Annotated in this window: 16 protein-coding genes and 1 pseudogene; 5 read left to right on the forward strand and 12 right to left on the reverse strand. The window is 47.1% G+C overall.

All coding sequences use genetic code 11. From position 1 onward, the window contains the following. Window positions 1-52: 52 nt before the first annotated feature. The 5 genes from KNO98_RS04490 to KNO98_RS04510 are packed head-to-tail and all read right to left on the reverse strand — an operon-like array spanning window position 53 to window position 3,022. Window positions 53-1,240 carry an aminotransferase gene (locus KNO98_RS04490; protein WP_214699285.1) on the reverse strand — a complete coding sequence of 396 codons (1,188 nt, stop codon included), beginning with the start codon at window positions 1,238-1,240 and terminating at the stop codon, window positions 53-55. After that, complete coding sequence (locus KNO98_RS04495) at window positions 1,237-1,731, reverse strand: Lrp/AsnC family transcriptional regulator (protein ID WP_012726802.1); 495 nt, start codon at window positions 1,729-1,731, stop codon at window positions 1,237-1,239. Before KNO98_RS04495 ends, KNO98_RS04490 begins: the two co-directional genes overlap by 4 nt. Before the next feature lie 2 nt (window positions 1,732-1,733). Continuing rightward, entirely contained in the window at window positions 1,734-2,534 is an 801-nt protein-coding gene (locus KNO98_RS04500) for a glycosyltransferase family 2 protein (protein ID WP_026825528.1), read from the reverse strand. After that, the gene (locus KNO98_RS04505) at window positions 2,531-2,779 is read right to left on the reverse strand and encodes a NifU N-terminal domain-containing protein (RefSeq protein WP_026825527.1); all 249 of its coding nucleotides are present in this window, start codon (window positions 2,777-2,779) and stop codon (window positions 2,531-2,533) included. The genes KNO98_RS04500 and KNO98_RS04505 overlap by 4 nt, the downstream gene beginning before the upstream one ends. A 12-nt stretch (window positions 2,780-2,791) precedes the next feature. Further along, window positions 2,792-3,022, reverse strand: a complete 231-nt coding sequence (locus tag KNO98_RS04510; RefSeq protein ID WP_026825526.1) for a DUF1871 family protein — start codon at window positions 3,020-3,022, stop codon at window positions 2,792-2,794. A gap of 518 nt (window positions 3,023-3,540) precedes the next feature. Between KNO98_RS04510 and KNO98_RS04515 the strand changes: the two genes are divergently transcribed. The 3 genes from KNO98_RS04515 to KNO98_RS04525 are packed head-to-tail and all read left to right on the forward strand — an operon-like array spanning window position 3,541 to window position 7,364. Next, window positions 3,541-5,808, forward strand: a complete 2,268-nt coding sequence (locus KNO98_RS04515; RefSeq protein WP_256442691.1) for a ribonucleoside-diphosphate reductase subunit alpha — start codon at window positions 3,541-3,543, stop codon at window positions 5,806-5,808. A gap of 52 nt (window positions 5,809-5,860) precedes the next feature. After that, on the forward strand, window positions 5,861-6,367 hold the full coding sequence (locus KNO98_RS04520) for a flavodoxin domain-containing protein (protein ID WP_214699287.1): 507 nt from the start codon (window positions 5,861-5,863) through the stop codon (window positions 6,365-6,367). Further along, on the forward strand, window positions 6,324-7,364 hold the full coding sequence (locus tag KNO98_RS04525) for a ribonucleotide-diphosphate reductase subunit beta (protein WP_026825523.1): 1,041 nt from the start codon (window positions 6,324-6,326) through the stop codon (window positions 7,362-7,364). The genes KNO98_RS04520 and KNO98_RS04525 overlap by 44 nt, the downstream gene beginning before the upstream one ends. A 107-nt stretch (window positions 7,365-7,471) precedes the next feature. Here the strand turns inward: KNO98_RS04525 and KNO98_RS04530 are convergent, their stop codons facing one another. Together KNO98_RS04530 and KNO98_RS04535 are read right to left on the reverse strand one after the other, a co-directional pair. Next, on the reverse strand, window positions 7,472-9,385 hold the full coding sequence (locus KNO98_RS04530; RefSeq protein ID WP_214699293.1) for an N-acetylmuramoyl-L-alanine amidase family protein: 1,914 nt from the start codon (window positions 9,383-9,385) through the stop codon (window positions 7,472-7,474). 126 nt (window positions 9,386-9,511) lie between these two features. Then, window positions 9,512-10,294, reverse strand: coding sequence for a MazG nucleotide pyrophosphohydrolase domain-containing protein (locus tag KNO98_RS04535; protein ID WP_214699299.1), 783 nt, complete (start codon window positions 10,292-10,294; stop codon window positions 9,512-9,514). Window positions 10,295-10,373: 79 nt separating this feature from the next. Here KNO98_RS04535 and ytvI point away from each other — a divergent pair, with 79 nt between their 5' ends. Beyond that, the gene (gene ytvI, locus KNO98_RS04540; protein ID WP_214699301.1) at window positions 10,374-11,507 is read left to right on the forward strand and encodes a sporulation integral membrane protein YtvI; all 1,134 of its coding nucleotides are present in this window, start codon (window positions 10,374-10,376) and stop codon (window positions 11,505-11,507) included. A gap of 10 nt (window positions 11,508-11,517) precedes the next feature. Here ytvI and KNO98_RS04545 read toward each other — a convergent pair whose 3' ends face one another. Together KNO98_RS04545 and KNO98_RS04550 are read right to left on the reverse strand one after the other, a co-directional pair. Beyond that, window positions 11,518-12,177: a DUF429 domain-containing protein gene (locus KNO98_RS04545; protein ID WP_214699303.1), complete on the reverse strand. Its 660-nt coding sequence runs from the start codon at window positions 12,175-12,177 to the stop codon at window positions 11,518-11,520. Window positions 12,178-12,309: 132 nt separating this feature from the next. Continuing rightward, the gene (locus KNO98_RS04550) at window positions 12,310-13,752 is read right to left on the reverse strand and encodes a leucyl aminopeptidase (RefSeq protein WP_214699305.1); all 1,443 of its coding nucleotides are present in this window, start codon (window positions 13,750-13,752) and stop codon (window positions 12,310-12,312) included. 326 nt (window positions 13,753-14,078) lie between these two features. Between KNO98_RS04550 and ptsP the strand changes: the two genes are divergently transcribed. Then, window positions 14,079-15,797 (forward strand): phosphoenolpyruvate--protein phosphotransferase, encoded by a 1,719-nt coding sequence (gene ptsP, locus KNO98_RS04555; protein ID WP_026825517.1) that lies wholly within the window; start codon window positions 14,079-14,081, stop codon window positions 15,795-15,797. A gap of 51 nt (window positions 15,798-15,848) precedes the next feature. On the opposite strand, the gene KNO98_RS04560 is transcribed toward ptsP, so the two are convergent. From KNO98_RS04560 to ptsG (KNO98_RS04570), 3 genes and pseudogenes are all read right to left on the reverse strand, one after another. Further along, window positions 15,849-16,682 (reverse strand): aldo/keto reductase, encoded by an 834-nt coding sequence (locus KNO98_RS04560; RefSeq protein ID WP_214699307.1) that lies wholly within the window; start codon window positions 16,680-16,682, stop codon window positions 15,849-15,851. Window positions 16,683-16,811: 129 nt separating this feature from the next. Next, window positions 16,812-18,851, reverse strand: coding sequence for a glucose-specific PTS transporter subunit IIBC (ptsG, locus tag KNO98_RS04565; protein ID WP_214699309.1), 2,040 nt, complete (start codon window positions 18,849-18,851; stop codon window positions 16,812-16,814). Between the two features lie 137 nt (window positions 18,852-18,988). Continuing rightward, window positions 18,989-20,488: pseudogene (gene ptsG / locus KNO98_RS04570) on the reverse strand (glucose-specific PTS transporter subunit IIBC); the annotation flags it as partial. Window positions 20,489-20,626: the final 138 nt, after the last annotated feature.

Raw genomic sequence — 20,626 nt, forward strand, 5'->3', positions numbered from 1 at the left:
ACCTCACCTCTTGTTTTTACACATTCGATTCTTGTAGAACAGAACAAGACCCTCATCGTTGAGAGTCTTGTTCGATAGTCTTCATTTCAAATTGCTTCATGAAACGTTCGATTCGACGAATCGCTTCTTGCAATTGTTCGAGCGATGTCGCATAACTTGCTCGAACGAACCCTTCTCCACTCTCTCCGAAGGCATTACCAGGAACAACGGCGACCCGCTCTTCAATCAAGAGTCGTTCCGCAAATTCTTCACTCGTCAATCCGGTATGCCGAATCGAAGGAAACGCATAGAAAGCACCACCTGGTACATGCGTCGGCAAACCTGCCTTGTTCAGCGCCTGAATAAAGTAGTTCCGGCGTTGACGATAGCTCTTCACCATGTTCGGCACATGTTGATGGCGAGAGCGCAGTGCTTCAAGACCACCAAATTGAACGAGCGTCGGCGCACACATCATGCCATATTGATGGACTTTCAACATCTCCCGCGTCACGACTTCTGGTGCGCAAGTGAAGCCGAGGCGCCATCCTGTCATCGCGAACGCTTTCGAGAAGCCGTTCACGACAATCGTTCGGTCTCTCATGTCGTGGAGCGTCGCAAAGCTGACGAACGGTTCATCGTAACAAAGTTCTGCATAAATCTCGTCACTGACGACCCATAGGTCATGCTTGGTTGCGAGTTCAGCAATTTGTGCGAGTTCCTCACCATTCATCGTGGCACCTGTCGGATTGGATGGGAAGCAAAGTAAAATCGCTTTCGTTCGTTCGGTGATGACACGTTCAACGTCATCTCGATCGAGACGAAAACCATTTTCCGGTCGGCATGCTACCGGGACCACTTTTCCGCCCGCCATCTCGATGAGGGGACCGTACGATACGAATGCCGGTTCGACCACGATAACCTCCTCTCCCGGATTGAGGAGGGAACGAAATGCAATATCGAGTGCTTGTGAAGCCCCTGTAGTAACGATGACTTCCGAAGTCGGATTGTATTCAACTGAAAATCGCTTCTTCATATAATTAGCAATCTCTTCTCGCAATTCGATGAGTCCTGCGTTGGCACTATATGCTGTATATCCTTCTTCAAGAGCAGCGTAGCTCGCTTCTCGCACGTTCCATGGCGTGATGAAATCCGGCTCTCCCACCCCGAGAGAGACAACATTTTCCATCGTCTGTGCCAAATCGAAGAAACGGCGAATGCCCGATGGCTTCATCGAGACGACTTGATTTGATAAAGACTTCATGGTGTGATGTTTAACCGCTTGTCTTCAGTTTGTGGGGTGAACAAAATGCCGTCATGCTTGTACGTCTTCAATTTGAAGTGAGTCGTCGTCGACAATACTGAATCTAGCGGTGACAACTTATCCGAAACGAATGAAGCGACGTCTTGCAGTGAGTTCGCACGAATGACGACTTGGAGGTCGTATGCGCCTGACATCAAATAAAGCGCCGTCACTTCCGGGAAGCGATAAATGCGCTCGGCCACATCATCAAACCCTCGTCCCCGTTTTGGGGTGACTTTGACATCGATGAATGCCGTGACATCATGCCGATTTATTTTTTGCCAGTTGACCATTGCCCGAAAACCAAGTAAGATTCCGTCTTGTTTGAACTTCTCAAGCATCGATTCAATCGTCTCTTCATCGAGTGCCAACAAATCAGCTAACATCTTCGTTTCGAGATAGCCTTTCTCTTCTAACAACTCTAACAATTCTAGTTCTTTTGATGAATACATACTTAATCCCCTTCTGTCCGACCAGGTAGCACGCCGGTAAACGTTCTCTCTGTCTGTCTCACATATGAACGTCGTTCTTCCTGAACAATATGGAAGTTCTTCATTTCCATGTCTGTCAGTCCATGTTTTTGACAGAAGCGCTCAAAGTAACGACGTCTCGTTTCGTCTTGTTTTGCCGACAAGTTATCGGTCCCGTTGAATGCGTAAAGTACTGTCGCGCGGGCAGGATGCGACACACTAAATTGTTCCACGACCCTTAATAAGAAATCCCAATCCCAGTAGTTATAGACGTCTTCGTCGAACAGACCAATCGTGTCATGAATCGACTTTCGATACATTGTACCAGACGGGATAAATGTTGAATCTTGACGTATCCGCTCTTGATCGAACTCGTATGCAAAAGGTTCCCATTCGGTCACGACACGACGTCCATGCTTCCATTCAAACCGAAACAATTCGGCGTCCGTATAGACAAGGTCAGCCTGTTGAAGATCGCGTAAGCTGTCCTCGAGATGAGTCGGCATAAGGAGGTCATCATCGTCTAACAACAGGATGACATCGCCTTTCGCTTCAAGAACACCACGATTTCGGGCACGGACGTGATGATTTTCGCCGACTTCTATGACACGTACATCCAATTGATTCAAAAAAGGCGCCAAAAGATGTTGTTTTGGCGGCCCCTCATTATTCATAATCAAGACTTCGAACTGTTGAAACGTTTGGACCGTTAAACTTTCAAGCAGTTCTGTCAGTTCCGTCTCGCGTTTATAAGCCGGAATGACAATCGTAACAGTCGGATTCATCCGCGATATGCCGTCTCAACTTGTGGGAGGATTGCTTCCCAACTCACACCGTTCTCTTTCGAAACGGTCACAAAGTCACCATATGCAAACACACTTTCTACGCCTTCAATCTCGACAAGTTTTGCGAGGAGCGGTTGATCTGTCGCTTCGCCTGCTTTCACACTCTGACTTTTCGCACCGAACACGTTTTCTGGAAGTGTCACTTTCATTGCATTCGGGTTAGGTGTTGGATCAATTCGTAACATATTTATTCCTCCTTATAATTGGCAAGATGACGATGCGAAGAGTCGCTGTGCCATCTCGATGATTTCTGATTCTGGTGGACACTCATCGAACGCGTCAAGAAGTGTGCGCCGAATGATTTCGGTTAACTGTTCAGGAGAATTGACGTCAATCAATGCCATCATCACCTCATCGAACTCTGGCCCGTATGAACCTGTCCCATAACCGAGTGGGTCCCATGTCAATAATAAGTCTTCTGTACGCACTTGTTAAACCCTTCTTTTCGTTGAAATCAATGTCCTACCTCATCAATCTACCTTACTTTTCATTAGGATACCAGCCTTGACAAATGGATTCCTCTGTCACACTTTGACACAACACTATATCTAGTATGGAATGAATAGGGATAATTGTTTAAACAAAACGTCAAACACTATCTATTCTGTCCGAAAGTGACGTAATGTTCAATGTAGTGATGATGATGAAATCGGATTCGTTTTTTGTGAAAAAACAAGCAATCATATTACATAATTTTTTTTCATCTCAGTTCTCTGTCTCAAATCGGCTCATGAAGCCCTTTTTGAGCAAAAGCAAAAGGTCGGTCGATACATCCAAGAATGTCAAGCATTGCAAAACTAAATATAGATGTTTTATGATTAAAAAGAGATAAAAGTGTCAATATATAGTTAACAGGTATTTTGGTCGTTAACACAATATTGTGGCAGGTTAGGAAGTTCTTATTATACTTTCATAACGTCTACATTTATTAAAGGAGTGATCGATTTTGACATCCCCTATCCATCACGAGACGATGCTACCGGCGGCCCCAACGCTCGCTGACGTCGCCTCTCTTATTCAATCTATCCAGACGCGGTATCCTCAATTAAGTGTGGAGCGCTATGAAGAACGGGCGATTCGGGCGCTCGAAACGAAGACGCTGACACAAGATGTAGTGTATGACTTATTGACGATGCATGCGCTCGACATGTTGAAAGCCGAAGAACCTGACTGGACGTTCGTTGCGACAGAGATGTATTTGAACCGTCTCTATCTCGAAGCGGCACGCAACCGAGGCTACGAGGCTTCAATGCGCTATGGCAACTTCTATCACTTAGTCGAGACGTTGACGTCAAAACGCATCTTTACTCCAGCACTTTTAAATACGTACTCTAAAGAAGATATGGATCATCTTGAATCGTTAATCGATCCATCCCGTGACCGTCTCTTCACATATATCGGACTCCGGACGTTGTCGGACCGCTACCTCGGACGCGACCACGTGAAGAATCTTTATGAACTTCCACAGGAACGCTTCATGGTTATCGCGATGACCCTTATGCAAAAGGAAGATGAGACGACTCGTTTGAAACTCGTCGAAGAAGCGTACTGGGCTCTTTCAAACCTTTACATGACGGTAGCGACACCGACCTTGTCAAATGCCGGCAAATCATACGGACAGCTCAGCTCTTGCTTCATCGACACGGTCGACGACTCACTTCGGGGGATTTACGATTCAAATACAGACGTGGCGACACTCTCGAAAGGGGGCGGCGGCATCGGCGTGTATCTCGGGAAAATCCGTTCACGTGGAAGTGACATTAAAGGATTCAAAGGCGTCTCAAGCGGTGCCCTTCCGTGGATGAAACAATTGAATAACACGGCTGTCTCCGTCGACCAGCTCGGCATGCGCCAAGGCTCAATCGCCGTCTATTTAGATATTTGGCATAAGGATATCTTCGAATTCCTCGATGCGAAATTGAATAACGGAGACGAACGCCTTCGGACACATGACTTGTTTACTGGTGTCTGCTTACCAGATCTCTTCATGCGTACCGTCGAAGAACGTGGGGATTGGCACTTGTTCGACCCACATGAAATTCGTACGGTAATGGGCTACAGCCTCGAGGACTACTTCGACGAAACTGAGAACGGTGGGAGCTTCACAGAGAAATATATGGAATGTGTCAATACGCCAGAATTGTCTCGCGTGACGGTTCCTGCCATCGACCTTGTGAAACGTTATATGCGTTCACAGCTAGAGACAGGCACACCGTACATGTTCTTCCGCGACGCCGTGAACCGCGCGAACCCAAACAAACATGCAGGGATGATTTATAGTTCAAACCTCTGTTCCGAAATCGCGCAAAACATGTCGGCTACGACGATTGAAGAGGAGTACACGCAAGACGGAAAAATCGTCATCACGAAGACTCCTGGTGATTTCGTCGTCTGTAACCTGAGTTCAATCGCGCTCGCCCGGGCTGTGAAAGCAGACGTACTCGAACGTCTCATCCCAATTCAAATGCGTATGCTCGATAACGTGATCGACTTGAATACGATCGAAGTTCCACAGGCGATGATCACGAACCAAAAATACCGTGCGGTCGGTCTTGGTACATTCGGTTGGCATCACTTACTCGCACTCGAAGGAATCCGTTGGGAGTCGGTCGATTCCGTACAATATGCAGAAAAACTGTATGAAAAAATTGCGTATCTCACGATTCAGGCATCGATGGAACTTGCCAAGGAAAAAGGTGCATTCGGTGTCTTTGAAGGTTCAGAGTGGCACACGGGTGAGTACTTCAAGCGTCGGAACTATCGTTCACACGATGACCTCGATTGGGACGGGCTTGCAGAAGCGGTTCATCAAAACGGTGTCCGTAATGCCTATATGATGGCCATCGCACCGAACTCATCTACTGCAATCATCGCCGGTAGTACTGCATCGATTGACCCGGTTTATAAGAAAGTCTACTCGGAAGAAAAGAAAAATTATAAGATCCCCGTCACGGTACCGGATTTGACGCCGGAGACGAACTGGTTCTATAAATCAGCGTTCGAAGTCGATCAATTATGGAGCATTCGCCAGAACGCATCGCGTCAACGCCACATCGACCAAGCCATCAGCTTTAACTTGTACGTCAAGAACGATGTAAAGGCGACAGAACTTCTCGCGATGCATCTCGAAGCCTGGTCGCTCGGCATGAAATCGATTTACTATACGCGCTCAACAACCGTTGAAGTGGATGAATGTGAGTCTTGTGCATCATAACTAGTCTCATTATCACGAAGTTAGTCCGTTTTTATGAAAGGTGGTCCACCATATGAACATCGCAATCATTTGTCACTCGATGAGTGGAAACACGGAAGAAGTGGCAACGCTCATCGAAGCGACACATCATCACCGTGGCGACTCGGTCGTCCGCTATGATGCCGATCGAGTCGGTTATCGTGAAGCTCAGTCCCTCGCTACATTCGATCTCGTCTATTTTGGTTCTTATACATGGGCAGATGGCGTCTTACCAGAGGAAATGAAAGACACGTTCCGTCTCGTGTTGAAAGATTTAAATGTGCCGATTCGGCAAGCAGCGGTATTCGGAACGGGTGACAAGATGTTTGTTCACTTCTGTCGTGCGGTCGATGAGATGGCGTACCACCTTTCGAAATACGGAATTCCGCTTGCCGGTGAACTACTCAAAATCGAGCAGTCACCACGTAACCAACCATACAACGTCCAACATTGGGCAGAACGAATGGCTCACCATGTAGAAGAAGGAGTAATGCATCATGTCGATTCAGAAAATCAAATTATTGTCGCCCAAACATCCTAACCGGGCAACTGCCATCATCGGTGGTGAAACGAGCTCAATCGTCAACTGGAACGACATCGCGTATCCTCAGTTCTATACGATTTACAAACAGTTGCTATCCAACTTTTGGATTCCCGATGAGATCTCGATGTCGAAAGACATGCAACAATGGTCGCAGCTGACCGAACGTGAACAGGATGCATTCAAACGAATCATCGGACTGTTATCGATTCTCGACTCGGTCCAGACACGTTATATCCTCGAGTCTTCGATGTTCTCATCCGACTCTTCGGTTCACGCAGTGCTTGCGGTCATTGCGCAACAAGAAGTCGTACACAACCAATCGTATAGCTATGTCTTATCAAGTCTCGTGCCACTAGCTGAACAAAATCGCATCTTCGACATCGCTAAAGATGACGAAATGGTCATGAAACGAAACCAATTTATTTTGGACCTATACGAAGATTTCCGTGAAACGCCTAATGCAGAGAACTTCGCGAAATCACTCGTCGCATCCGTCATCCTAGAAGGAATCAACTTCTACTCAGGCTTCGCTTATTTCTATAATCTCGCTCGTCACCAAAAGATGGTCGGTACATCGACGATGATCAGTTACATCCAACGTGACGAGATGCAACATTCATACTTCATCAGTCAGCTCTTACGTGCCGTATTGACAGAAAATCCTAAGATTGATGCAGACGGACAGTTCAGTCAATTCGTATACGACACGATGGCAGAAGCGGTCGACCTCGAGATCGAATGGTGTGAATATGTTCTCCGCGACCTCGACGGACTCGACGTCAGTGAAATGCGTGATTACGTCAAATACTTGGCGAACAAGCGCTTACGCGTCATCGGCCTAAACGACTTGTATGAAGGATTTGACGAAGATGTCATGCCATGGATCCGTGCCTATTCAGACGACTCGCTCAATGCGACAAAATCTGACTTCTTCGAACAGAAGTCACGTTCTTATGCGAAAGTGACCGATGCGAACGGTTTTGATGACCTATAAAAAGCGAACCGAACCTTCCGGAGGTTCGGTTTTTTGACGTCATGATTTAGTGCAACATCCGAGCGTGAACAAAAAAGCCCCAGACGTTAAAGTCTGAGGCCGTTAAGTCAATAGTATGTTTGAACATATTTAGCAATTCCTTCAGCCACACCTTCTGCCATACGCTGACGAGAAGTATTACTGCGAAGGTAAGTTAAGTCTGTCGGCGAAGAGATGAATCCTAATTCGACGAGTGCAGATGGCATCGTATTATACGTAATCACGTAATAGTTCGCCGTCTTTACCCCTCGGTTAGACATTCCGCTCATCTTACTTGCCAAGTTACTTTGAATGTTTGATGCAAGTACACGACTCCGAGAACTATGCGCAGACTGTGAAGAATAGAACGTCTCTAAACCTTTGGCGGCAGAAGAACCCGCTGCGTTGACGTGCATGCTGACGAATAAGTCACCGCGTAATGATTTAGCTGCAGCTACGCGTTCACCAAGTGTCAAATAGACATCTGTTGAGCGTGTGAGTCGCACATTGTAATCGTATTTCGAACGAAGATATGCCTCGACACGCTTTGTGACATCAAGAACAATCGTTTTTTCATACAAAGAACCATTTAGTGCTCCAGGGTCTTTCCCACCATGTCCAGGATCAAGAATGATCACAGTCCCAGTAGATGTACTTGGTTTTGTTGTCATAACGAAAGCTGAAGAAATATAGGCATCTTGTCCGTTATATTTGATTTTATGGAACCCGTTCACTGTTCCATAGTGAGAAACAGCTGTAGTGTGCTTGAGCTGACCAACCACGTTCGAATCAAGACTTGCTTTCGAGCGCACATTCAATACATCGCCCGGTGTGTTGATGTATATCGTCCCTTTCGGTGCAGCTTCCGGTGCTGCAGGGGCTTTCCCTTTCGTCAACCACGAACTCGCTGTGTAATATACTTTCGAGCCGATATGAACCGTCGACCAACTCGAGTTGTACGCCTTATAGGAGACGGCCGTATACTTTGGAAGAACGAGCTGGATAGGTGAACTCTGGTGCGTTTTTCCGAACAAGTTGACCGTTCGGTTCGCATACCCTTGTGTGAGTCCGTCATTCGGTTCCGTTGACGTCGGTGGTTCCGTTGGCGTTTTCGATGTAGAGATCCAAGCAGTCGGTGTGTAATACGTTTCATTTCCAAGATAGACGATCGACCAGCTCGAATTATATTTGCTCGAGACGACAGCCGTGTTTAATGGAAGGACTTTCTGAACTTTCGAACGTTGGTTTCGTTCAGAGAATAATTTCAAATCACGATTCGCATATCCCTCTTTCTTCTCCACACCTGTATCCAATTCGCCTGGTGTGATTCCCCAAGTCGGTGTGTAATACGTTTCATTTCCAAAATAGACAATCGACCAGCTCGAGTTATATTTGCTCGAGACGACAGCCGTGTTTTTCGGAAGGACTTTCTGCACTTTCGAACGCTGGTTTCGTTCAGAGAATAACTTCAAATCACGATTTGTATAGCCGTCCACCCGTTCGACATTCGACTCTGTGAGCTTTGGTGCGATATAGGCTTTTGCGGCATAGTACGTCTTACCATTTAAATAAACCTTTGCCCAAGACGAATTGTGAACAGCGTACTTCACTTCCGTCCCTTTCTTAAGCGTGGTCACAATCGTCGCTGATCGATGGGACGTGACGCGGATGTTTAAGTTCGCAGTAGTCACACCGGTAGACGTTGTCGACTGGGTCGTCAACGAATTTGAGGTGGATGAAAGTTTACGAATGTACTGGGCCGAGGCGTAATATGTACGATTGTTTACATACACTTTATGCCAAGATTGATTATACGTACCATACTCTACTTTCGTGCCTCTCGGTAAGGTTTTCACTACCGTTCCACTTAGACTAGGTTTCGTACGAATGTTCAAATTGACAGTCGTTTCTCCATCGTAAGTAGCAGCTTCGACAGACGGAAGTTGCATCCCGAACAATAGAACCGTTAAGATGAGGGCAACTTTCAATAGTTTCATTTTCATCCAAAATATTCCTTTCTCATTGCGGCATTTCCTACTAACAACAATTACATATTAGCATAATGCTTTTTTAAAAAAAGTAAATATTTGAAAAAAAGATGAATGTTTTTGATAAAAAGGTAAATGTTTTTATTGAATCGGCCGAATGACTAAAAACTGCTCCGATTCATAGTCTTCTACTGTTATCATGAACCCGTCTGTAACAAGAAAATCCTCGACTCGAATAAGTCCATCTCGTTTTTGATGAATCACAAATCCATCTAATCCTTCAATTGAAGCGATTCGATAGAAACGCTCTATATGATGTTCTCGTTCTATATATCGGTCGAACCGTTCAAATGATTGAACCGGAATTCCACCCCAGTAGCGACCTGATTGGTGCCTCATATAAGTACGAACGGATGCTTCCGTGATGGGGTCAGGTGTATGATCGAAGCGACCAAAGTCACGATTCGATTTTTCTTCAATCAGGTCGAACAGTGAATCGAACAAATGGAGGTTACTCAATGTACCGATTGATAAAACGGCACATTGCAATTGCTCGATATGGCGTTGAAGCGACTGTCCATGCCGGTTCGGTTTCAGCTTTTTATCTCCTTCATAAGCGTTCAAAATTCGAGCCACTTCGCCCGCTTCTTCAACGATTTGAAAATAAAGCTGTTCTTGCGTCTCTCCTTCAGTGTTCGCTTCCGGTTGTCGGAGTTGAATCGCATATTGATTCGCCAGACACGTCGAGATGACAAGGACATCGAGCAACTCTTCTTTTAATTCATCCATCGCACCTCTTCGCAATGCTCCTCCTACTTCTCCCACTTCTTCTAACAATCTTGCCAGACCGGATAAAGGTCTCCAATAGCCACCTAAATGAAGAATCATCTCATCAATTTTTTGTTGAACCTCTCTCACGTTCATTCACCTATCTTTCTGCTTTATTTACCGCTTACATGATATACTATGCTCAATTCAGTTGTCCGGAAAGGATGGGTTTTATATGTCATCGGCAAGACTTTGGCAATTGCTTCGATTCGTACTCGTTGTGATTGGTTTATTTATGTTCACCTGGGTATTGAACATACTTTTTGAATATACGTATCCTTTCGTATTTGCCCTTCTCTTATCCTTGATGACCGTTCCGCTCGTCAATTTTTTTGAACGAAAAACAAATATGCCACGCGCACTCGGTACACTCATTTCCTTAGTCATCGTGCTCAGCATCGTCGTCGGTATCATTACCATTGTTATCATTCAATTGATTCACTACGCAACAATTGCTGCAGAAAGACTCCCTGAACAAATCGAGACGTTCACCGAATTCATCCAACGGGTATTCAATGAGAAAATAGCGCCGCTCGTCAATGATGCGTACGAGAGCTATCAACAGCTAAACCCCGGGCAGACGACATCTTTAGAAGGCGGAATCACGGAACTCGGCGTCCAACTCGCTGCTGCGATCGGCGTTCTCTCACGAGGAGTCGCAAGTGTCCTACAGAGCATGTTAGCTGCCCTCCCGCTCGTCTTACTACTCGTTGTCGTCATTGTTCTCGCCTGGTTCTTCATCACAAAAGATTGGCCATCTTACGTTCATTCCCTCAATCGTTGGAATAAGCGTAAAGGTTTTAAAGAATTTGAGGAAGTGATGATCAATCTTAAATCCGCCCTTTTTGGCTATGTACGAGCTCAATTCACTCTTATTTCTATCACGTTCGGAATCGTACTTGTCGGCATGTTCATCCTTCGTATCGACAACCCCCTTTCCTTCGCTCTACTTGCAGGGTTCTTTGACCTGTTACCATATTTAGGGGTCGGGACGTTGCTTATTCCATGGGCAGCCTATGCCGCTGTGTCAGGGGACTGGTTTGTTTCAATCGGGTTGATTGTGTTGTATATCGTCGTTATCGTCCAACGCAACTTGGCTGAACCGAAGATTGTCGGCTCCCATATTGGCTTGAACCCACTGGCCGCACTCATCTCGATTTTTGTCGGTTTGAAGCTATTTGGTGTATTAGGTTTCATCGTCGGACCCGTGCTTGCCGTTCTCTTAAAGGCGCTATACAACGCCAAAGTGTTTCATTATATGTGGCGGTTCATCGTTGGACCGCCTACGACGACAGCAAAAGAGCGATGAAATGTTGATTTCATCGCTCTTTTTTCATTTGAGGTACAGCCACATTGGGCTCATGTGTTTTACCTGGATGTAGCAAAAGACCGCTTGTCCCGGCTTCGTACGCCGCTACTGCTAGAATGCAGGCATCGATAATATCATCCACTTGCACGTTCGACATCTTCCATTTCCAAGGAGAGCTTTTGGAATACTTCCGAAGCAACTCGATTCTCTCTTCCTGACCCTCGCTCGTCTTTTTCCGATGTGCCGCCTCTTGTCCCATCATGACCGAAAAACAGACTTCCGGATGCGACTCGTAGACGTTCTCTGCTTCCACGCGTTGAAACTCACGGATACGCGGAACGAGATGCCAAGCTTGTTTACTAATCCCTTTGCCAACCAACGCCCGCTTTCTTTCGTTTGCTTCCTCATACGTCGCTTCATGCAACACCTCTTGAATCGGCGGGGTGAAGACGGACGACTTTCGTTGACTGAGTCGGCTCCGCATCCACGCATCGCATTCGCGACTTGGATGGTCGACCGTCCCTAGATCTTTCGGCATATCCACAAAATGCATGGCACCGTCAATCAGTAGTTCCTCTATCGTCTCCGAAATCGTTAAACAAAGTGAGATGCTGTCGTATGTGATCCGTACCCAGCCGCCACGTGCACCATCAATCCCTACTCCTACCATGTCGTACCTCCTGTAACATCATCAACACGCCAAATACGGCGAGAAACACTGTGCTCCCTAACCAAATACGGTTCGGCCAGACCGTGTAGCAAAAGCCACACAGAATCGCCAAACCGATTAATATACCTGCTCTTACCGCTCCCACGATTCAATCATCCGTGCGAGTGTCCGAACCATGACACCAGTCGGCCCCTTCGGACCGAGGTCATTCGCTGCCGCACGTTCGCTCGTTCCCGCAATATCGAGATGTAGCCACGGTGTATCTCCGACAAACTCACCGACAAACGCGCCACCAAAAATCATATGTCCGAAACGACCTGGTGAGTTGTTCAAATCGGCAACTTCCGATTTTCTCACCTTGTCGATGAAAACATCAAAGTACGGCATCTGCCACACGAGTTCATTCGTCTCACGGCTAGCTGTTTCAAGTGAGCGATAAAGTGTATCATCATTCGTCAGACAGCCCGTCACGTCCGTACCGAGTGCGACAAGGACACCGCCTGTCAACGTAGCCACATCGATGATGGCCGTCGGTTCGTACGTTTTGGCAAATGTGACAGCATCCGCTAAGACGAGACGTCCTTCTGCATCGGTGTTCAATACTTCGATCGTCTTTCCGTTCATCGCTGTAATCACATCATCCGGTTTGAACGCATCACCTGAAATCATGTTGTCCGTCGCACCGATAACTCCGATCACGTTACGTTTTGGTCGCGTCAATCCAAGGGTCTCGAATAATCCGAGGACGGTAGCTGCACCACCCATGTCCCCCTTCATCCCGACGATGCCATCCTTCGGCTTGATTGAATAGCCGCCCGTATCAAACGTGACACCCTTCCCGACAACGGCGATCGGAGCTTCTTCATCCGCACCGCGATACTCGATTACAATCAATTTCGGTGGAATCGTCGAACCTTGGTTGACTGCGAGCAATGCGCCCATGCCGAGGGATTCCATCTCTTCTTTTTCAAGGATGCGGTATTTGAAATCATGTCGTTTCGCTAACTCGATCGCGTAATCTGCCAGTGTCTCCGCTGTCAAAATATTGGCTGGCATCATCGTTAACTCGCGTGCAACGTTGACCCCTTTTCCATAGGCGACACCGGCATCGATGTCCTTTTGATCCACGTCACCAAGGAGTGTGATCGTCGGCTCTTCAACCGTTTGTTTCGGCTCAGATTTGTATGTAGGATGTTCATACGTCGCCATTTCATATGCTTCTGTGAACATACGTGCCGCACCATCTGTAAACGTTTCGAGTGCTACCGCAACGTTTTTAAACCCACGACCCTTTATGACTTTCGCCACTTTCCCAAACCAGTTCCGAACGTTCTCAGTCGTCATGTCGTTCCGCTGACCAAGTCCGACAAACAAGACTCGTGCCGTTTCGCCAGCGAATGTCGGCAATAGCGTCACTTCTCCTGTTTTCGTTGATAGGTCTCCTGATTGGATAAGCGCTTTGACGCGTCCCCCGAACAATGTGTCGAGTCCTTCATCGATTGAATCAGCCGCGCCGATTCCGACGACCATCGTCTCATATGAATCTGTCCAATTTAATTGGGCAATTTGATACATGTTGCCACTTCCCTTCTATAATATATGGTAAGCATAACGAACTTCTCCAAAATAATGAAATAGTATGCGCAAGAGTCAAGAAATCTTCGAATTCATGGGCTATCTCCTCGTTGTGACGTTGTTTTATTTTATGATAGGATAAGAAAGTACGCAATCGGGCTTCTCTTCATCCTGAAGTGAGGCCAATTTGACTGGTCGAGGCTTCCCCTAGTCGTAGACCGTTGCTACTTTAACTTTCTATGTTCTCGTTAGTTCTTTTTTCTTTTCGGGTATGAAGTAACGAGACAGGAAAGTACACTATTTCTTTGAAAAGAGGGACTACGCTTATGTCACACATTAAAGGTATTGGTGCATCTGCAGGGATTGCAGTTGCAAAAGCATTCGTCATGGAGACACCTTCATTCGATATCCCATCACACAAGATTGAAGATGTCGCTGCTGAAAAGGCTCGTTTCCAAGATGCAATCGCACAGTCTAAAACTGAGCTTGAACAAATCCGCGAACATACGCTTCGTGAACTTGGTCCAGACAAAGCCGAGATTTTCTCAGCTCACCTTTTAATTGTTGAGGACCCAGAAATCGTATCGCAAGTGAACGAGAAAATTGAAAGCGAAAACATGAACGCTGCGAAAGCGCTTGACGAAGTCGCACAAACGATGATCATGATTTTCGAATCGATGGATAATGAGTACATGCGCGAACGTGCAGCTGACGTTCGTGACGTGACAAAACGTGTCATGGCTCATATTCTTGGGGTTACATTCGTGACACCTGCTTCGATTTCAGAGGAAGTCATCATCATCGCCGAAGACTTGACGCCTTCAGATACGGCACAACTTAACCGTAAGTACGTCAGAGGATTTGCGACAAACATCGGTGGACGCACATCTCACTCTGCCATCATGTCACGTTCACTCGAAATTCCAGCAGTCGTTGGGACGAAAGTGGCCCTTGAAGAAATCAAAAATGGTGACCTCGTCATCATCGACGGGACGGAAGGTGACGTGTTCGTCAACCCTTCAGAAGACCTCGTCAAAGAGTATGAAGGCAAACGTGCTGACTTCGAGGCTTACAAAGAAGAGTTGAAACAACTCGTCAACGAAGAGTCTATTACAGCGGATGGCCATAAAGTGAAGCTTGCAGCGAATATCGGAACACCGAACGACTTAGAGGGCGTCTTGAAAAACGGTTCGGACGCAATCGGGCTTTACCGTACCGAGTTCTTATATATGGACTCTGAAACGTTCCCGACAGAAGAAGAACAGTACACGGCATATAAAACGGTTATTGAAGGGATGGAAGGCAAGCAGGTCGTCATCCGTACACTCGACATCGGTGGAGATAAAGAGTTGTCATACCTTGACCTACCAAAAGAGATGAACCCATTCCTCGGCTATCGTGCGATTCGCCTTTGCCTTGAGGAAACAGACTTGTTCCGGACGCAACTTCGCGCCCTTCTCCGCGCATCGGCTCACGGTAACCTCGCCATCATGTTCCCGATGATTGCGACACTCGAAGAGTTCCGCGCAGCGAAAGCCCTTCTCCTTGAAGAAGAAGCGAAGTTGAAAGAAGAAGGAATCGAAGTCGGTCAATATGAAACAGGAATGATGGTCGAGATCCCATCGACGGCTGTCATGGCGAAGCAATTCGCAAAAGAAGTCGACTTCTTCTCAGTCGGTACGAACGACTTGATTCAATACACGATGGCGGCTGACCGCATGAACGAAAAAGTTTCTTACTTGTACCAACCGTTCAACCCTGCCATCTTGAACCTCCTCCACAACGTCATCACGGAAGCACATAAAGCCGGCAAATGGGTCGGAATGTGTGGCGAGATGGCTGGAGAAGAACTCGCGATTCCAATCCTTCTCGGTCTTGGACTCGATGAATTCTCAATGTCAGCTTCAAGCGTCCTTCGTGCACGTAGCCTCGTGAAGCGCTTGACGAAGACAGAAACAGAATCAATCGTCAACGAAGTCCTCAATATGGACACAGCTGAAGAAGTCGTGAACTTCCTTAGCGAAAAGTTTGACATCAAAAAATAACGTCAAAAGTCCTTCTCTCAAGCGCGAGAGAAGGACTTTTTACATACTTATTTAGAAATCAAAATCGTCCGGATCCGGACCGACACGCTTATGTCGATCGAGCGCATCGATACGATTCATTTGCTCTTCGCTCAGCTCAAAGTCATACAAGCTGAAGTTTTCTTCGATTCGATGCGGTTTAATCGATTTCGGAATGATGACCCATCCCGTCTGTAGATGCCAGCGTAAAATCATTTGAGCGACAGAACGCTCCACTTCTTTCGCGACTTCCAGTAAAGTCGGCTCTTCGAACAATCCACCTTGCATAAGCGGCGCCCAAGCGACCGGTACGATTCCATGTTCATTCATGTACGTTGCCAATTCGGATTGACGAAGCAACGGATGCCGCTCGACTTGGTTCACAGCTGGAACGAGATCACTGTTCGCCGCCAATGTCTCGAGGTGGTGGATCTGGAAGTTACTCACTCCGACTGCTCCGACACGTCCCTCTCGATATAATGTCTCAAGGGCACGCCAGCTCTCGATCATTTTGTCTTCGACCGGCCAATGAATCAAATATAAATCAAGTCTTTCTAATCCAAGACGTTCGAGTGAAGCTTCATACGCGGCGATGGCTGAGTCATACCCTTGATCGGCGTTCCATAGTTTCGATGTGATGAACAAATCATCCCGGGAAATATTTGCGATTTCAATCCCTTTACGAAGGCCGACACCGACTCCTTCTTCATTTCTATATACAGCTGCCGTATCGATATGTCGGTATCCTTGGCGAATCGCCTCGACGACTGCATCGATGACCGCGCCTCCATCTTCTACTTTGAATACGCCGAGCCCAATGGCCGGAATCGCTTTTTGTCCGTGATTAAGTTGAATCATTTGCTCCATCTGTCCCCCTTCTTTCGTGAGAATTCTCCTTTACTATAATGGAGACTCTCATTCTCTGGAATAAGGCACATTGAGGTAACTACTCAAAAAAGCCACTCCATTTCTCTCTGGAGTGGCTCGAATGATGCGTTATTCTGGTCCTTTGTCGTCGGCTCTAAAATCGAGCGCTTCACCAGCGACGACGGTCTCACCGAACGGAACCACAACGACTTTACCGTCTCCGTTCGTCCAAATGATCGGTGTGATGAGTGACGGCACTTTATCTCGAATCGCACCAAGATCGACTTCGAGAAGCACGTCTCCCGCTTCAACTCGTGCACCTTCTTCCACTTTCGCAGTGAATCCTTCCCCTTTCAGATTGACCGTATCGAGACCGACATGAATCAATAGTTCACGCCCATCGTCAGCCAAGATGCCAATCGCATGTTTCGTCGGGAAGAATGTCGTGATTTGACCTGTCACCGGCGAAACGACCTGCCCTGAGCTTGGTTCAATCGCAAACCCTTCTCCCATCATGCGACCGGAGAAGACTTGGTCCGGCACATCATCGAGTGAGAGCAACACACCCGACATCGGAGCTAAGAAGCGATGGTCTGCCTGTTCGGCCGCTTCCGGCGTGATGACCGCTTTTTCCACTTTCTCTTTCGGTTTATATTCGCCACCTTCGATGATGGTTGCGATTTGTGATTTGAGCGTATCCGACTTCGGTCCAAAGATGGCTTGAATGTTATCTCCTACCTCAAGCACACCGGCAGCACCGAGAGTTTTCAGGAGGTCTTTGTCGACTTGTTTCACGTCGTTTACGGTGACCCGAAGTCGTGTGATACAAGCATCCAAGTGTTTGATGTTTTCAGGTCCTCCGAGTCCGACGAGTACTTCATACGGCAAGTCATCCCCAATGCCTGCTTTGTCCCCTTTCGCGCCGGTCTGAACATCACGTCCAGGGATTTTCAGGTCAAACTTCGTAATGGCGAAACGGAATCCGAAGTAATAGATGACCGCAAAGACGAGACCGACCGGAATGACGAGCCACCAGGCCGTCCGGTTCGGCAAGACACCAAAGAGAAGATAGTCAATGAGTCCGCCCGAGAAGGTCATCCCAATTTTGACGTTCAGTAGATGCATCGTCATAAAGGAAAGTCCTGCAAAGACAGCGTGAATTCCGAAGAGAAGTGGTGCGACGAAGACGAATGAGAACTCGACCGGTTCTGTGATCCCTGTCAAGAATGACGTGAGGGCAGCTGAGAAGTAGAGTCCTTCTACGTCTTTCCGACGTTCTTTCGGAACCGTATGGAACATGGCGAGACAGGCAGCAGGTAAGCCGAACATCATGAACGGAAACTTCCCGGTCATGTACGTACCGGCTGTGAACTCGACCCCGTCGCGCAGTTGCGCGAAGAAGATCCGTTGGTCCCCTTGTACGAGATCGCCTGCCTGATTCGTATATTCTCCAAATTGGAACCAAAACGGAGAATACCAGATGTGGTGAAGACCGAACGGAATCAAGGAACGTTCTACTAATCCAAAGATGAATGCTGATAAGGCAACGTTTGCCTCGATGACCGTGCTTGAGAAGTTGTTAATCGCATTCCCAATCGGTGGCCATATATACGCAAGCGCGATCCCGATAATCAAACTGAATGCAGCTGTCGCAATCGGAACGAACCGCTTCCCAGCAAAGAATCCTAAGAAATCCGGCAACTTGATGTTGAAATATTTGTTGTAAGCGTAAGCTGCGACAAGACCTGCGATAATACCCCCGAATACCCCCATTTGGAGTGTCGGGATACCCAGAACAGACGCGTACTGCGGGTCGCCTTGGGCGATTTCCGCGGTAATACCGTTCCACGTGCTAATAACCTTGTTCATAATCAGATAACCGACAATCGCTGCTAGGCCAGCAACCCCGTCCCCGTTCGCAAGACCGATTGCGACCCCGACGGCAAACAGTAACCCTAAGTTCGCGAAGACGATGTCCCCGGCATCTGTCATGACTTGCCAAATCAGGACAAGCGAATCATTTGCCAGAAACGGGAGTAATTCAACGAGGTCCGGGTTTTGGAATGCGGTACCAAACGCCAAGAGAAGACCGGCTGCCGGTAAGATTGCAACCGGAAGCATGAGTGCTTTCCCGACTCGTTGTAAGACACCAAACACTTTCTTCCACATCATGGTTCCCTCCTTTGTCAGAATACTTACTTTTTCCCTCTGACCTTTGGATGAAACCGTTTCATAAAAAAGTAAAAGACCAACCCCGTAGGATTGGTCTCGGTAAACGATTAGTTAGCTTTCTTTTCGTTACCTGAAGCGATGACCGCTTGGATCTCTGATTTCAATGCATCCGAACGTGGTCCGAAGATTGCTTGAATATTGTTACCCACTTCAAGGACACCAGATGCGCCAAGACGTTTCAACTCATCTTTGTTAACTTGTTCTTTATCTTTTACTTCGACACGAAGACGTGTGATGCATGCATCGAGGTGCTTGATGTTTTGTGAGCCACCAAGACCTAAAAGGATATCTTGTGCAAGTTCCGAACCAGTAGCTGTTGATTGTTCAACAACCTCATCTTCACGACCAGGTGTTTTAAGGTTGAACTTACGGATAACGAAACGGAATCCGAAGTAGTAAACAACCGCGAACACGAGACCGACTGGAATGACGAGCCACCAAGCCGTACGACCTGGAAGAACACCGAAGAGCAAGAAGTCAATCAAACCACCTGAGAACGTCATCCCGATCTTAACGTTCAAGAGGTGCATCGTCATGAACGAAAGCCCTGCGAATACTGCGTGTACTGCGAAGAGAAGTGGTGCTACGAACAAGAATGAGAACTCGATTGGTTCTGTGATACCAGTCAAGAACGATGTAAGGGCAGCAGAAGCCAAGAGACCACCGACAACCGCTTTACGCTCAGGACGTGCTTCATGGTACATTGCGAGTGCTGCTGCAGGAAGACCGAACATCATGAACGGGAATTTACCAGTCATGAACGTACCTGCTGTCAATTCAGCACCGTCACGAATTTGTGCGAAGAAGATCGCTTGGTCACCACGTACGATGTTACCCGCCGCATCCGTGTATGAACCGAATTCAAACCAGAACGGTGAGTAGAAGATGTGGTGAAGACCGAACGGAATCAATGAACGTTCGATCAAACCGAAGATGAACGCCGCGAATGTGCGGTTCTCAGTTAACATGAAGTTCGAGAATGTGTTCAATCCGTTTTGTACTGGTGGCCAGATCAAGAGCATAACGAAACCAGCGACAACTGCTGCAACTGCCGTTACGATTGGAACGAAACGTTTACCAGCGAAGAAACCAAGGAATTGTGGCAATTCGATATTGAAGTACTTGTTATAGGCCCATGCGGCGATGAGACCCATGATGATTCCTCCGAATACCCCTGTTTGAAGTGTCGGGATACCGAGTACGTTCGCGTACGATGGGTCACCTTGAGCTAACACTTCAGGTGTGAGTTCGAGCCAAACACCCATGACTTTGTTCATGATCAAGAATCCAACGATTGCTGCAAGTCCGGCAACCCCGTCACCTGCTAAACCGATGGCGACACCGACTGCGAACAAGAGTGCCAAGTTCGAGAAGATGACTCCACCTGCTTGCTCCATCAATTGAGCGAATTTCACGATACCATCGTTTGTTAACCACTCGGCACGTGTCGTAAGTTGCGGGTTTTGCATTGCGTTACCGAATGCGAGAAGAAGACCGGCAGCCGGCAAGATCGCAACAGGAAGCATAAGTGCTTTACCGACTTTTTGAAGAACACCAAAGATCTGCTTAAACATCAACATTTCCTCCTTTTTGTAAGTACATATAAACAAATGATAGCGATGCAGATGTCAGACAACCGACGTATCTAAACGTTTTCATAAATCACGTTTATAAAAATAGAAAAGGCATGAATAAGGATAGAACGTAGACCT

Source organism: Exiguobacterium sp. s57 (genome assembly GCF_018617685.1).
Lineage (GTDB): Bacteria > Bacillota > Bacilli > Exiguobacteriales > Exiguobacteriaceae > Exiguobacterium > Exiguobacterium marinum.

What these genes read in the sequence shown, in the direction of transcription:
- KNO98_RS04535 (WP_214699299.1), bottom strand. Translation starts at nt 10,294, where the DNA reads ATGAACGTGAGAGAGGTTCAACAAAAAATTGATGAGATGATTCTTCAT.
- ytvI (WP_214699301.1), top strand. Translation starts at nt 10,374, where the DNA reads ATGTCATCGGCAAGACTTTGGCAATTGCTTCGATTCGTACTCGTTGTG.
- KNO98_RS04505 (WP_026825527.1), bottom strand. Translation starts at nt 2,779, where the DNA reads ATGTTACGAATTGATCCAACACCTAACCCGAATGCAATGAAAGTGACA.
- KNO98_RS04495 (WP_012726802.1), bottom strand. Translation starts at nt 1,731, where the DNA reads ATGTATTCATCAAAAGAACTAGAATTGTTAGAGTTGTTAGAAGAGAAA.
- KNO98_RS04525 (WP_026825523.1), top strand. Translation starts at nt 6,324, where the DNA reads ATGTCGATTCAGAAAATCAAATTATTGTCGCCCAAACATCCTAACCGG.
- KNO98_RS04550 (WP_214699305.1), bottom strand. Translation starts at nt 13,752, where the DNA reads ATGTATCAAATTGCCCAATTAAATTGGACAGATTCATATGAGACGATG.
- ptsG (WP_214699309.1), bottom strand. Translation starts at nt 18,851, where the DNA reads ATGTGGAAGAAAGTGTTTGGTGTCTTACAACGAGTCGGGAAAGCACTC.
- KNO98_RS04490 (WP_214699285.1), bottom strand. Translation starts at nt 1,240, where the DNA reads ATGAAGTCTTTATCAAATCAAGTCGTCTCGATGAAGCCATCGGGCATT.
- KNO98_RS04560 (WP_214699307.1), bottom strand. Translation starts at nt 16,682, where the DNA reads ATGGAGCAAATGATTCAACTTAATCACGGACAAAAAGCGATTCCGGCC.
- ptsP (WP_026825517.1), top strand. Translation starts at nt 14,079, where the DNA reads ATGTCACACATTAAAGGTATTGGTGCATCTGCAGGGATTGCAGTTGCA.
- KNO98_RS04530 (WP_214699293.1), bottom strand. Translation starts at nt 9,385, where the DNA reads ATGAAAATGAAACTATTGAAAGTTGCCCTCATCTTAACGGTTCTATTG.
- KNO98_RS04545 (WP_214699303.1), bottom strand. Translation starts at nt 12,177, where the DNA reads ATGGTAGGAGTAGGGATTGATGGTGCACGTGGCGGCTGGGTACGGATC.
- KNO98_RS04520 (WP_214699287.1), top strand. Translation starts at nt 5,861, where the DNA reads ATGAACATCGCAATCATTTGTCACTCGATGAGTGGAAACACGGAAGAA.
- KNO98_RS04500 (WP_026825528.1), bottom strand. Translation starts at nt 2,534, where the DNA reads ATGAATCCGACTGTTACGATTGTCATTCCGGCTTATAAACGCGAGACG.